This is a genomic window from Paenibacillus sp. MDMC362 (genome assembly GCF_003269305.1).
In the GTDB taxonomy this organism is placed as follows: Bacteria; Bacillota; Bacilli; order Paenibacillales; family Paenibacillaceae; genus Paenibacillus_AQ.
Genome location: NZ_QLYT01000008.1, coordinates 308404 through 321511 on the forward strand (window position 1 = coordinate 308404; position 13108 = coordinate 321511).

The following is a 13108-nucleotide window of genomic DNA, read 5'->3' on the forward strand; positions in this document are numbered from 1 at the left end:
TTATGCTGATTTCACTCCCGCAATCGTCCGGTTACGTCCTTCGTTCTTCGCCCGGTATAATGCCATATCCGCTGCCTGGAATACATCCTCTCGGCTCCTGCCATGTTCAGGATACAAGGAGACGCCGATGGATACGGTAAGTGGTAGCAAATAAGGCGTTTTGGAAATCAGAATCGCATTGCGAATTCGCTCAGCCAAACGATAGGCTTCATCCATACTATGCTTCCGAAGAAGGATGACAAACTCCTCCCCGCCGAAACGAGAGCAGACAGCACCCTTTGGAACGTCATCGCTCATGACCGCCGCCACCAGTTTCAGGACTTGGTCGCCGGTTTGATGGCCATATGTGTCGTTTACGCTTTTAAAATGGTCAATGTCCAGCATTAACACGGCATATGGATCCCTGAGCGCTTCCCATGAATCAAGGCAGCGTTCCAGCTCACGGCGATTGGACAGCCCTGTCAATGGATCCGTGACGGCTTCCTGCTGTAACGAAAGGGTCTGCTTGGCCAACGATTCGGCAGCAGCCCGCATAATGTGGTTTAATTGATCCGCTTCCCGATTCCAATGCGGCCGGAATTCCTCGGAAGACACCGTTTGGCCCGCTGCTACCGATTTCGTTAATTTATACAGCCGGGTAAACGGAGCGGCAATTCTTGCAGCCGTATAGGCGGCTATGACCAGCATAAGCACGATTGGAAAAAGCATGCTTCTCAACTGTTCTTCCAAGTTGCGGTCGACATCGGCCAGGATGGAGCTTACCGACGTCTGCATGACAATCCCCCAGCCATTCATCGTAACGCTGGCATAACCGGCCAAATAATCGTCGCCATGCGTATTCATGACACGTTGCATGCCGCTCTCGCCGCCCATGAGCCGCTTCACCACAACATTAGAACTGACATTCTCCCCTACCCGGCTTTTATCCAGATGATAGAGCAGTCTCCCGCCGGAATCCACGATGTAGGAGTAGGATTCTTTCCCATTCCCCGCACCGGAACCGAAGATCCGATGCAATATATTGTTTTCTTCCAAGTAGATTGTGCCGCCAATCATACCGTGATACTTGCCGGAGCTGTCAAAAATCGGCTCGCTCGCAAGAACAATCCAGCGTCCGGCAGGAGTTCTATACGGTGCAGATATATAGGACTTTCTCTCCTGTAGCGCCTCCGTAGTCCCCTCCGTTTTTAATCGGTCCTGATTCAAATTATTCCCCACAGGAGAAACCACGCGAATGGTACCCGCTTGATCGGCCCAAAATACGGAGTTGAAGTATGGGCTGCTCTGAAGCATCAGATCAAAAATGACCTGCAGCTCCTTCTGATCGGATGCCGCGCTGGCCTCAATGGCCGGATTGTTGGCAGAGGCGCGAAGACTTTGGCGCATCCCAGAGAAAAGCGCTTCAATGGTAACCGCCATTTTTTGGGCGGAGGATAAATTAAGCGACATGGTGTTGTTGTATAAGGATCGTTTCTCGTTTTTATACTGGATATAGAACATAATCGACATCGTCATCAGAATGGATAATGAAACCAGCGCAGGCATGACCATGGCTAGACTGATTTTGATGCGTTGTTTAGGTATGTTCACGGCGGCTGCACCCCTACTCTTGATGAAAATATTGCCGGATGATTATACGATCTTTACATATTACTTCACAAACGTTAATGCGTCCATATATGGACTAATCGTTTTGTGTTAAAGGCTGCGACTTGTCATCGAGCACGAGCAACACGAACTTTATTTATCGCTTTATAACAAACAAACGTTCGTTATATAATATAGAGGACCTGTCTCCATTCATACTCTCATTGATAAGGATGTGATCTCGTTTTGAACGACAATGTACATGCTGAGGCAGACAAGCAGCCCCTTGAACAAAAAAACGAAAGCTCTGGCCAGCTCCTGCAGTCGCTGCTCTGGACCAGGCACGATCTCCCCTCTCTGGAGCATGGCCGGCTCTATCGACATCATCACGGATTTACGCTCACCGGAATGGTCGTAGCCAGCCTGGAAGGCCGGCCGCTCCACTGCTCCTATGAGGTTGAAACCACCCGCAGTTGGCAGACCCGGAAGGTAAAGATCAAACTCTCAAGCGGCACTGAAGATCACTCCCTTCACCTGGAACGGGATGATGACGGCTGCTGGTGGAACGGCGATACCGAGCTCACCGCATTTGCCGGCATGACTGACATTGATCTCGGGATTACCCCTTCCACCAACACCTTGCCGATCCGACGCTTGAAGCTGAAGCCTGGAGAGCGCGCGTCCATGACTGCCGTTTGGATTCAGTTCCCGAGTCTAACCATTGCCCCCCTTCCCCAGCAGTATATGCGTACGGGCGATTACACCTATCGTTATGAGAGTAACTACGGGGCCTATCAGGCGAATTTGGAGGTTGACGAGCACGGCCTCGTCACGAACTACGCGGACGTATGGAGCCGAGCTCGCTGATCCCGAAGCGTCTATGGCCACCAGAAGGAGGATCCCTGTAACCGGACGAAACAATAAACGGAACCGTTGCAGATATCATCCCGACCCGTAACAAGCAAGCCTCACGCTTATTTTCGGAGAAAATATCCATCGGCGAGAATTCGGTGATCGGCTGCAATTTTTTATAAAACTCTCCTGCCGGGTCTGCTTGGACCTTGCAGGGGATTAGCATGTGCATAAATCAATGCGGGACAAAGACAAGCTGCAGTACGAACAGCACCGCAAAAATATACATCAGCGGGTGAACCGCCTTCCACTTGCCCTTCACGATTTTCATCAGCGGGTATGAAATAAAACCGAGCGCGATCCCGGTCGCGATGCTGGACGTAAGCGGCATGGTCAGGATGACGAGAAATGCTGGGAACGCCTCATCAAAATCATTCCACCGGATGTGTTGAACGCTGCTCAGCATCAGGCAGCCCACTACGATAAGCGAGGGTGCCGTAATGGCGGACAACCCGGCAACTGCGCCGATCAGCGGACTGAAAAAGGCGGCAGCCACGAATAACGCGGCAACCACGACCGCCGTTAATCCTGTCCGACCGCCTGCGCCAACGCCGGCTGCAGATTCAACATAAGCGGTGGTCGGGCTTGTACCGACCATGGATCCGGCCACGGTCGCCACCGAATCGGAGAACATGGCACGTTCTGCACGAGGCAGCTTGTTATCCTTCATCAGCCCCGCCTGCTCCGCCACACCAACTACCGTACCTGTGGTATCGAACAGCGTCACCAGGAGAAACGAGAACACAACGGCATAGAGCCCATGCCTGATCACATCCGAGGCAGCGGTAATCGGGTTCCATACCAAGATGCCTTCCGGCAGCGCAGGTACCGACATAATCCCGCTCGTAAAGGACAGCATATCGGCAAAATAAGCAATAATCCCGGTAATAATCATACCGATAAACAAGGCACCTTTCACATCGCGGGCCAGCAGCACAAGCGTAACGGCAAGTCCTACCAAGGCCAGTACAACCGATGGTTGGTGCAGATCGCCGAGCGCTACCAGATTGTCCGGATGCGCTGTAATGACACCGCTCATCCGCAAACCGATAAAAGCAATAAACAGGCCAATACCGACCGTGATCGCATGCTTCAGATTTGCCGGGATCATCTCAATCAGCCTGCGCCGCAGGGAAGTCATCGATAACACCAAAAACAGAATACCGGCTATAAATACCGCCGAGAAAGCTTCAATATACCCAAGTCCGGCATGTCCCTGAACAACGGAATAGGTGAAGTAGGCATTCAAGCCCATCCCCGGCGCCACAGCGATCGGGTAGCGGGCTACAAGCCCCATCAATAGTGTACCAATCACAGCGGCAATAATCGTAGCCGTGAAACTCTGCTCAAAGGGCACACCCGCTTGCGATAGAATCAGCGGATTCACAACGGTCACATACGCCATCGTGAAAAACGTCGTGGCCCCGGCAACAACTTCTGTCTTAACCGAGGTACCGTTAGCTTTTAAATCAAACACGAAAAATCCTCCATTCATGATGCTCAGTCTGGCTATGAGTCAGACCCTTTTGGTAAGTTACGCAATATTTGATATACTCAAACACAAATGTACTGAAAATCTTTACGTATCCATTTCGTTCTGAACTCGATAATAAATAATCTTAATTAGACAATCTATTCAAATCTTAAGCACAGCAAATGACAGGAGGCTTGAAACGATGTGCGGACGCTTTACACTCACGGTCACTTGGGAAGAACTGATGACCAGGTATCTGATCGATCCCGAATCGGTATCTCCCTTTCACATTCCCCGGTACAACATCGCTCCAACGCAGATGGTCACGGCGATTATTAACGACGGCAGCACAAACCGAATCGGTCAGCTGCAATGGGGGCTTGTCCCATCCTGGGCCAAGGATTCCTCGGCCGGAGCCAAAATGATCAACGCGCGCAGTGAAACGCTGGAAGACAAGCCTGCCTTTAGGATGCCCTTTTATCGGAAAAGATGCCTGATTCCTGCAGACGGCTTTTACGAATGGCAAAAAAACGACAATGGCAAGCAGCCCTTTCGCATCGGCTTGAGGAACGGTGAAATATTCAGCATGGCCGGTCTGTATGATACCTGGATCACCCCGAGCGGAGATAAGCTCAGCACCTGCACCGTCATCACCACCGCACCCAATCAACTCATGGAGCCGATCCATAACCGGATGCCTGTCATTCTGAGACCCGCAGACGAAGCCCTATGGCTTGAACGGCAGACGTCTTCTCATTCCAATGATAGCAGCCCTTCCTTCCTGCAATCCCTCAAAGAGCTTCTGAGACCTTACCCCGCGGAGGAAATGCAGGCCGTACCGGTGAGCACCACCGTGAACTCCGTTAAAAATGACACGGAAGATTGCATCCGCTCCATTACGGGCAGCTAAATACTTCGGAAAGGTTCGGGGTTCCTCTTCAAATTCCGCTTTTTCTCAACTCATTGGTTTCTTTGCGATCGGTTGGACCACAGATCAAGGACTCCATTTACAAAAAGACCGTCAGGAACGTTTCATCCCTGCACATCCCAAATCAAAAGCCCCTGCTCATAAGGAGAAAACACTCCCGAGAGGGGCTTCTTCTATGCAAAGTCAATCTTTGATGTCATATGTCATCCAATTGTCATCCAATTGTTATCGAAACATACCCCACAGCTTGATTAAATGGAAGGTGTTGTTCGGATCGATGCGCTGTGCAAGCACGAATTGAACCATTTGCTGCTCCTGCGTGGAGCTCAGCTTTTCATTCAAGATGCCGCTGGCCGTCCGGATCAATTGATGGACTTTTGCGCTATTTTGAAGATCTGCCTTGGTCAAACCCTGAGTCAGCCCTTTGATTCTTTCCTTGACCGCCGGGTTTTTCATTTTTAGCTTGATGCGTTCTACCAGCTGCGGACTAATCCCGTACTGCTGATAACTCAATGTTGAAGCACCTCCTGTCATAAATGCTGCTACCTTTTTTGAGTATATGACGAAGGTCTGTCCATTGTGCCAACAGATTCATGTTATTAATCCATGATATCGCCCTGAAAGATCTTCTCCTGCTGCAAAAAGTCGCGCAATGGCTCATATTCAGGAGACGTCCAGAAGGAACTGTCGCTGACAAGAGCCGCTGCATCGCCCCTGGCCTCCTCCACTACTTTGAAGTCGGCGACCATGTCGGCCAGCCGGAACTCCGGCAGTCCGCTCTGCTTCGTACCGAAAAAGTCGCCAGGGCCCCGAAGCTCCAAATCCCTCCGGGATACCTCGAAGCCGTCCTCAGTTTCGGTCATAACCTGCATCCGCTCCTGACCCACTTCCGATTTCGGATCGGCTACAAGTACGCAGTAGGATGCATGCTGCCCACGGCCGACGCGGCCCCGAAGCTGGTGGAGCTGGGACAGTCCGAAGCGATCGGCATCCATAATGATCATCAGGGTTGCGTTCGGCACATCGACGCCAACCTCAACGACCGTCGTGGAGATCAACAGCTGGACCTCATTGCTGTAGAATTGGCGCATGACCTCATCCTTCTCGGCAGGCGTCATACGGCCGTGCAGCAGCCCCACAGCATATGTAGGAAAAGCCTGCTGCATCTGGACATGCAAATCGATCGCATTCTGAACGTCCAGCTTGTCCGATTCTTCAATCAAAGGAGCAATCAAATATGCCTGACGTCCTTGATTTACTTCCCGGGAAATAAATCCGAGCACACGGTCCATGAGTTCATGTTTGACCCAATAGGTCGTAATGGGAATACGACCTTTCGGACGCTCTGACAGCGTGGATACATCCATATCGCCAAAAGCGGTAATGGCCAGCGTCCGTGGAATCGGCGTCGCCGTCATCGTGAGCACATCCGGGTTATAGCCTTTACGGCGAAGTACGCTTCGCTGATTCACGCCAAAACGGTGCTGTTCGTCCGTTACGACGAGTCCCAGTTCCCGGAAGTACACATCATCCTGGATGAGCGCATGAGTGCCCACAACAACGTCCGTCAGCCCCATCTGTAAGGAAGCCAACAGGTCTTTACGTTTCTTCCCCGTTACGCTGCCCGTCAGCAGGCCGACGGTAATCCCAAAGGGCTCAAACAGCTTCTGCAGGGAACGCATATGCTGTTCGGCAAGAATCTCCGTCGGCACCATCAAGGCTCCTTGAAAGCCCGAGCGCACCGTTGTGAACAGAGCGATGGCGGCAACGATCGTTTTTCCCGAACCGACGTCCCCTTGAAGCAAGCGGTTCATGCAGTAAGGGGACCGCATATCATGCAAAATCTCCAGTTCCACCTTCTTCTGCGCATCGGTAAGCTCAAACGGGAAGCTTCGCACGAACTCCCGGATCGTTGCATTGTCAGCCGTATGTACAACACCGTCCATCCGGCTCCGGTTCAGCGCGCGGAACGCCTGCATTTTCAATTGGAACAAGAAGAGCTCCTCGTACACCATCCTGCGCCGCCCTTCCTGACCTTCCCGGGAGTCAACGGGCTGATGGATCGTCATGATCGCCGCTTTACGCGGCATCAGATCATATTTCCTGAGCAGGGATTGAGGCAAAATCTCGGGAATCATCTCCCCGTATTGCTCCAATGCCTGTCCCATCGTTTTTCGGATCCAAGATTGTGTGATCTTCCCGCCGATGGAATACACCGGCTGCAGCGTTCCGCTGCGAAAGGCTCCCTTATCCGGGAACTCGGATTCGGACACCGTAAGCTGCATTCTGCGCTGATCCCACTTTCCCGTCAGCACGATCTCCCGGCCCGCCGTGAGCTGGTCTTTCAGAAAATGCCGGTTAAACCAGGTCGCGGTGAACATCCAGTTTTCAGCAAGCATTTTGCAGGTGAGACGGGATTTACGCCCGTAACGCTGCAGTACCGGTACGCTGGCGATTTTGGCTTGAATGGTTATTTTGTCCCCGTCCTTGACTTCACTCAGGGAACGGAGCCGGTAATCCTCATACCGGAAGGGGTAATACTCCAAAAGATCCTTGACCGTAGAGACGCCAAAGGCGTGAAGCTCCCCTTCTTTCAGGGCGCTCACGCCGTTGATCTGTCTGACGGATATTTGATCGAGTTTAAGACTCATATCATCTACCTCACTTAAGCAGGCCATATATATGCTGCAATGGTTCCCGGTCCAACGTGCGTGCCGATAACCGGACCGATCTCGGAGAACACCGTTTCCTCGATCGTAAACACAGCGGACAGCTGCTGCAGAAAATCCTCAACCTGAGCAGGGTCAGCTGTATGACCCACAGCCACTTTAATATTTTTCACACCGGATAGATCCTGTTGAAACAGCTCAATGATTTTGGCCGTCGCTTTCTTGCGACCGCGGACCTTGTCTACCGGAAAGATAATCCCTTCGCCGTCAATGGACAGGATCGGCTTAATGTTAAGTAGGGTTCCAAGCACAGCCGAAGCCTTGCCAATCCGCCCGCCTTTCTGCAAATACTCCAGCGTGTCTACCAGGAAGTAGAGACGGCGCTTGGAGCGAAGATCCTCAAGCGACGAAATAATATCTGGAACAGCCGCACCCGCTTGTGCGAGCTTCGCAGCATGAACCACGAATAGCCCGAAACCGTAGGACGCCGATTTGGAATCCCATACGGTGATATCCGCTTCTCCTTCGATTAGAGAGGTTGCAAGCAATGCGGACTGATACGTTCCGCTCAAGCCGGATGAGATGTGAATGGACATAATGGAACAGCCTGGGTGCTGTTCCATTATGGACTCATACACAGCTACAAAATCTGCGGGTGAAGGCTGGGAGGTCGTTGGAAGCTGGGGAGACTGCACCAGCTTTTTGTAGAACTCTCCCGGCGTGATTTCGACTCCGTCCAAGTACGTATCTTCCCCGAACATAAGTCTCAGCGGCACAATATGAATGTGATGTTGCTTCGCCAGGTCTGCCGGAATATCCGCTGTGCTGTCTGTCACAATAACGGTCTTATTCACCGGAACCCCTCCTAAAAATGTACCATGCATAATGTCAAAGCGTTGTTTATCAAGATTCAACGGAGAACAAATAGGAATAGATCGGCTGTCCGCCGTAATGTACCTCAACCTCTGCGTTAGGGTACTGCTCGCCGAGCCACTCCGTGAGTGCGTTGGTCGATTCTTCGCTTGCGTCGGCCCCGGTTAGCAGAGTCACGATTTCATCGCCGGACTCCAGCATTTTACCAAGTAAATCCTGGGAGGTCGTAATCAAATCCTCGTTCGCTGCAACGATATTGGAATTGCGAATGCCGATGAATTGACCGGCCTTGATCTCCAGATCATCAATCGTTGTGTCCCGAACGGCATAGGTTACCTGACCCGACTGCACACGAGTGATCGCATCCAGCATGTTGTCGGTATTCATATCCGCATTCTCATCTTCCTGGAAAGCAAATGCTGCCGCGATCCCCTGCGGAATCGTCTTGCTCGGAATGACCGTTACGCTGCGTTCGCCTTCGAGAAGCTCTCTCGCCTGCTGGGCAGCCAGCACGATGTTGGAGTTGTTCGGCAGAATGTAAATCTGCTGAGCCGAGATCGAAGAAATCGCATTGACAAAATCCTCGGTGCTCGGGTTCATCGTCTGTCCTCCAGAGAGAACGACGTCAACGCCCAGACTTTTGAATATGTCAGAGATGCCTTCCCCTGACGATACCGCAATAAAACCGTACGGTGCGATCTCGTCTGCCGGAGGAACAGCCGGAGCTTCCGGTGTTACGGTCTCTGCCGGAATATCCGCAAACAACTCGGGCATCGGTGCGATGTCCATCCCCGTTGTCAGCAAATCACGGTGCTGCTCCCGCATATTCAAAATATGAATCTGGGTGATTTCTCCATACAGCAGTGCCAGGTTCAACACTTCGCCCGGAGCCTTGGAATGCACATGGACTTTGATGGTCTCGTCATCGGCGATAACAATGATGGAATCACCATTCACTGCAAGCGCTTTCCGGAACTTATCTTCATCAAAGTCCGCGCCAGTTCCTTCCCCAAGCTGCCTATTAATAAAGAATTCCATGTCATATAAAAATTCAATGTCCTCTGTGGACAGTCTCGACTGGGCAGAAGCCGGAGCTTGAACCGCCGAGAAGTCAGGAACCGCTTGGAAGGCCGGTGCTTTGCTGCTCTGTTCAGCTTGTCCTTCCGCAACAGCAAACGATCCGGACTGGGCGTCTTTTCTTAGCACCTGCAGGAAACCTTCATAAATGTAAACCAGGCCCTGGCCACCCGAGTCCACGACGCCGACCTGCTTCAGAACAGGGAGCATATCAGGCGTCTGGGACAGTGTTTCTTTGGCTTTTGCCAACACCTGCTCCATCAATTCCACGATATCGTTGTTGCGGCGGGAGAAATAGACCGCATGCTTGGCCGCTTCTTTAGCTACGGTAAGAATGGTGCCTTCAACAGGCTTCACGACAGCTTTATACGCAGCTTCTACGCCTGTCTGCAGTGCTGCGGCGAATTGATGAGAATTTAGTTCTGTATAAGGTGCCGCATATCGGCTGAAACCGCGGAACAGCTGGGACAGAATAACCCCCGAGTTCCCTCTGGCTCCCATCAGAAGCCCCTTGGATAGCACACCGGCACTATGCCCGACGGACTCCGAGTACTTACTCTTCAGTTCTGCCACACCTGCAGTCATCGTCAAATTCATGTTGGTCCCCGTATCGCCGTCTGGCACCGGGAACACATTCAGGGAATTGACGTGCTCTGCATGCTGCTGCAGCTGCTCCGCTCCGGCTAGGACCATCGCGGTAAATTCTGTTCCATTCAAAGAACGCTTACTCAATGAGAATTCCCCTTCCTGGCTTGATACCCATAACACTTCTTGTCGTAAAATTTCATATCTATTTCATAGCTTATAGCTGACGAAATGCCCAAGCAGTAAATAAGAGACTTATCATGATTAACGGATCATAAATCTATGATGGGCTATCCTCTCGTCCTCTACGCTTTACGGCGGTTCCCAAGCTTCTTGAGAGCCATGCCGACCAGCCCACGAACTATTTCTTCGGAAATATTATGGACTAATCAACATTGTACTATAATGGCAAAGAGAAATAAATGTTTTTAGGACAGTTGACGGAGCAATTTTTACTGTGATATTATATTTAAGTATTGTTTCATGCAGGGTTAGGAACAAGGAGGTGTAATGAATGGCTCGCAAATGTTATGTAACTGGCAAGAAACCAAGCAGTGGTAACCACGTTTCTCACGCTAACAATCACAACAAGCGTTCTTGGGGTGTCAACGTTCAAAAGGTTCGCATTTTGGTGGATGGCAAGCCAAAACGTGTATACGTCAGCACTCGCGCTTTGAAATCCGGTAAAGTGACTCGCGTATAATCATCTTGTGTTATATGAAGAAAAACTTCTTAATCTCCAGGCACCATTTGTGGGCGATCCGGGACAAGGAAGTTTTTCTTGCGTTTAGATACATATTCTCCTTCTAAACAAAAAGCACCCTGAGCAGTTAGCAGGTGCTTTTTTTATTTAGATATAAGAAAGATGAAAGAGCACGACTCCCACTTTCTTATATCGCAAGAAAAACTTCCGGTCGAACGCGGTCTGTCCTCGATAAGTACGTCGCTAGACACTCTTCTTTTGATATAAGAAAGCGAAGGAGAACTACCGCGCATTTTGGCTTTCTTATACCGCAAGAAAAACCTCCGCATGCAGCTGCGGTATGTCCTCCATGCGCTCTATCGGAGTGTTCTTGCCTCTTGCCCCAGAACCGGCTAGGCGGCGTCAGTCCCAGGCGGAGGTTTTGTTACGCCGGGACAAGCTGTCAGCTCTTGTGAAACGTATTTAAGATGGCCTTCACAAAACCTCCCAAAAACTTCGGCAGCTTGAACGTATAGAATTTCATGTCTCACCCTCCCCATCATCCTCATGCCTTCCTAGAATATGTTATGCACCAAGCCCATAGATGTGAACACAGACAAAAAAGGCTACATGAGAACCCAGCTCATGTAACCATATTTATGCGGGAAACCCGCGCCCTATGCATCCCGTTGTTCACGTTCTGGTCAAGATGTTACGCTGTGGCGGATTTTTGCAATGGCTGCCGCGCGATCCGGCTTCCCGAATACGGCGCTGCCCGCAACCAGGACATCCGCTCCGGCTTCCACCACAAGCGGCGCTGTCTCCGCTGTAATGCCGCCATCCACTTCAATATGGATGTTCGGGTTGTCGGAGTTTGAAATCCATTCACGCAGCTGCGAGATCTTGTTTATGGTCCGCTCGATGAAAGCCTGTCCGCCAAACCCCGGGTTCACGGTCATTACCAGCACCAAATCCAAGTCAGGGAGCACTTCCTGAAGGACATGAGCCGGCGTAGCCGGATTGATCGCGACGCCGGCCTTCACGCCACACTCTTTGATCAGATGGATGACGCGATGAAGATGCGGGCAGGTCTCGGCATGAACGGTGATCAGGTCGGCTCCAGCCTTGACGAATTCCGCAATATACAGCTCCGGCTGTTCAATCATCAGATGCACGTCAAGTGTCAGGCTCGTATGGGGCCGGATGGCTTGGACGATCGGCGGGCCCAGCGTAATATTAGGTACAAAGTGTCCGTCCATGACGTCCACATGAATCCAATCGGCTCCGCCGGCCTCGGCTTCCTTAATTTCTTGTCCCAGCTTCGCAAAATCGGCTGACAATATGGATGGGGCAATTTTTATCATCATTTAGTACCTCCGTTTCTTATCTTTCATCTCCGTATAAAACTCCACATAATGCTCATAACGGCTAGCCAGGATGATTCCATCCTCTTTGGCTTGGAGCACCCGGCAGCCCGGCTCATGCAGATGACTGCAGCCTCTGAATTTGCATTCGGCAGCATAAGGAGCAAATTCTCTGAAACAGGTCGATAACTCCTCGACACCCAGTTCCAGAAAATCCAGCTGGCTAAAACCGGGGGTATCGGCGACATACCCCCCGTTATCAAGCTCAATCAGCTCTACATGGCGTGTCGTATGCCGACCGCGGCCAAGACGCAAGCTGATTTCACTCGTCTCCAGTGAGAGACCCGGCATTAACGCATTCAACAGGGAAGATTTCCCGACACCGGATTGACCGGAGAAGACACTGATTCGGCCGGCCAGCCGTTTCTTCACCTCTTCGGTCCCGACCCCTTGCAGAGAGCTAGTAATCAGCACTTCGTAACCAATCTCTTCATACTGGCGCTTCACCTGCTCCAGCACATCGTCGGAGGCGTCCACAAGATCCTGCTTCGTCAGACAGATCAATGCCTCCAGGCCCTCATGCTCTATATGTACCAGAAACTTGTCCAGCAGATGCAGGCTCAGATCCGGTTCTTTGACCGAAAACAACAGCACCGCCAAGTCGACGTTCGCGACAGGCGGGCGAATTAATTGGGAAGACCGTGGAAGAATTTCGTCCACGGTCCCTTCCCCATTTTCAGTCAATGAATACATAACGTGATCTCCAACGAGCGGAGAGATGCCTTTCTTTTTGAAAATGCCGCGGGCTCTGCATTGAACCGCTGGGTCCTCCCCGGATATAATGTTGCCATCCTTCATGGGTTTGACATAATAATATCCGCTTAGTGCCTTCACGATCAGTCCCTCTAGCATATAATAGGCCTCACCTTTCTTGTTGAAATTTAGTGTTCTCACGAC

12 protein-coding genes are annotated in these 13108 nt (G+C 51.3%); 3 read left to right on the forward strand and 9 right to left on the reverse strand.

Translation table 11 applies throughout. From position 1 onward, the window contains the following. Entirely contained in the window at nucleotides 1-1590 is a 1590-nt protein-coding gene (locus tag DP091_RS03705; protein WP_113057112.1) for a sensor domain-containing diguanylate cyclase, read from the reverse strand. 243 nt (nucleotides 1591-1833) lie between these two features. On the opposite strand from DP091_RS03705, the gene DP091_RS03710 reads away from it, so the two are divergent. After that, a complete protein-coding gene (locus DP091_RS03710; protein WP_113057113.1) occupies nucleotides 1834-2454 on the forward strand; it encodes a putative glycolipid-binding domain-containing protein in 621 nt (206 codons plus the stop codon). A 220-nt stretch (nucleotides 2455-2674) separates the two neighbouring features. Here the strand turns inward: DP091_RS03710 and DP091_RS03715 are convergent, their stop codons facing one another. Beyond that, a complete protein-coding gene (locus DP091_RS03715; protein WP_113057114.1) occupies nucleotides 2675-3976 on the reverse strand; it encodes an NCS2 family permease in 1302 nt (433 codons plus the stop codon). A 199-nt stretch (nucleotides 3977-4175) separates the two neighbouring features. Here DP091_RS03715 and DP091_RS03720 point away from each other — a divergent pair, with 199 nt between their 5' ends. Further along, the gene (locus tag DP091_RS03720; protein WP_113057115.1) at nucleotides 4176-4883 is read left to right on the forward strand and encodes an SOS response-associated peptidase; all 708 of its coding nucleotides are present in this window, start codon (nucleotides 4176-4178) and stop codon (nucleotides 4881-4883) included. Between the two features lie 243 nt (nucleotides 4884-5126). Here the strand turns inward: DP091_RS03720 and DP091_RS03725 are convergent, their stop codons facing one another. The 4 genes from DP091_RS03725 to DP091_RS03740 all read right to left on the reverse strand — a co-directional run bounded on the left by DP091_RS03725 (nucleotide 5127) and on the right by DP091_RS03740 (nucleotide 10252). Beyond that, nucleotides 5127-5414 carry a stage VI sporulation protein F gene (locus DP091_RS03725; protein ID WP_113057116.1) on the reverse strand — a complete coding sequence of 96 codons (288 nt, stop codon included), beginning with the start codon at nucleotides 5412-5414 and terminating at the stop codon, nucleotides 5127-5129. An 86-nt stretch (nucleotides 5415-5500) separates the two neighbouring features. After that, the gene (gene recG, locus DP091_RS03730; RefSeq protein ID WP_113057117.1) at nucleotides 5501-7552 is read right to left on the reverse strand and encodes an ATP-dependent DNA helicase RecG; all 2052 of its coding nucleotides are present in this window, start codon (nucleotides 7550-7552) and stop codon (nucleotides 5501-5503) included. A 14-nt stretch (nucleotides 7553-7566) separates the two neighbouring features. After that, nucleotides 7567-8424 carry a DegV family protein gene (locus DP091_RS03735; protein ID WP_113057118.1) on the reverse strand — a complete coding sequence of 286 codons (858 nt, stop codon included), beginning with the start codon at nucleotides 8422-8424 and terminating at the stop codon, nucleotides 7567-7569. A 49-nt stretch (nucleotides 8425-8473) separates the two neighbouring features. Beyond that, nucleotides 8474-10252: a DAK2 domain-containing protein gene (locus DP091_RS03740; RefSeq protein WP_113057119.1), complete on the reverse strand. Its 1779-nt coding sequence runs from the start codon at nucleotides 10250-10252 to the stop codon at nucleotides 8474-8476. Between the two features lie 367 nt (nucleotides 10253-10619). On the opposite strand from DP091_RS03740, the gene rpmB reads away from it, so the two are divergent. Next, nucleotides 10620-10808, forward strand: coding sequence for a 50S ribosomal protein L28 (gene rpmB, locus DP091_RS03745; RefSeq protein ID WP_006209230.1), 189 nt, complete (start codon nucleotides 10620-10622; stop codon nucleotides 10806-10808). Between the two features lie 442 nt (nucleotides 10809-11250). Here the strand turns inward: rpmB and spoVM are convergent, their stop codons facing one another. From spoVM to rsgA, 3 genes are all read right to left on the reverse strand, one after another. Then, the gene (spoVM, locus tag DP091_RS03750; RefSeq protein ID WP_034273235.1) at nucleotides 11251-11331 is read right to left on the reverse strand and encodes a stage V sporulation protein SpoVM; all 81 of its coding nucleotides are present in this window, start codon (nucleotides 11329-11331) and stop codon (nucleotides 11251-11253) included. Between the two features lie 160 nt (nucleotides 11332-11491). Continuing rightward, on the reverse strand, nucleotides 11492-12151 hold the full coding sequence (gene rpe, locus DP091_RS03755) for a ribulose-phosphate 3-epimerase (RefSeq protein ID WP_113057258.1): 660 nt from the start codon (nucleotides 12149-12151) through the stop codon (nucleotides 11492-11494). A 3-nt stretch (nucleotides 12152-12154) separates the two neighbouring features. Next, nucleotides 12155-13063 (reverse strand): ribosome small subunit-dependent GTPase A, encoded by a 909-nt coding sequence (rsgA, locus tag DP091_RS03760; protein ID WP_113057120.1) that lies wholly within the window; start codon nucleotides 13061-13063, stop codon nucleotides 12155-12157. Between the last annotated feature and the right edge of the window lie 45 nt (nucleotides 13064-13108).

Coding starts and splice junctions, on each gene's coding strand:
- DP091_RS03720 (WP_113057115.1), top strand. CDS start 4,176: ATGTGCGGACGCTTTACACTCACGGTCACTTGGGAAGAACTGATGACC.
- recG (WP_113057117.1), bottom strand. CDS start 7,552: ATGAGTCTTAAACTCGATCAAATATCCGTCAGACAGATCAACGGCGTG.
- rpmB (WP_006209230.1), top strand. CDS start 10,620: ATGGCTCGCAAATGTTATGTAACTGGCAAGAAACCAAGCAGTGGTAAC.
- spoVM (WP_034273235.1), bottom strand. CDS start 11,331: ATGAAATTCTATACGTTCAAGCTGCCGAAGTTTTTGGGAGGTTTTGTG.
- rpe (WP_113057258.1), bottom strand. CDS start 12,151: ATGATAAAAATTGCCCCATCCATATTGTCAGCCGATTTTGCGAAGCTG.
- rsgA (WP_113057120.1), bottom strand. CDS start 13,063: ATGCTAGAGGGACTGATCGTGAAGGCACTAAGCGGATATTATTATGTC.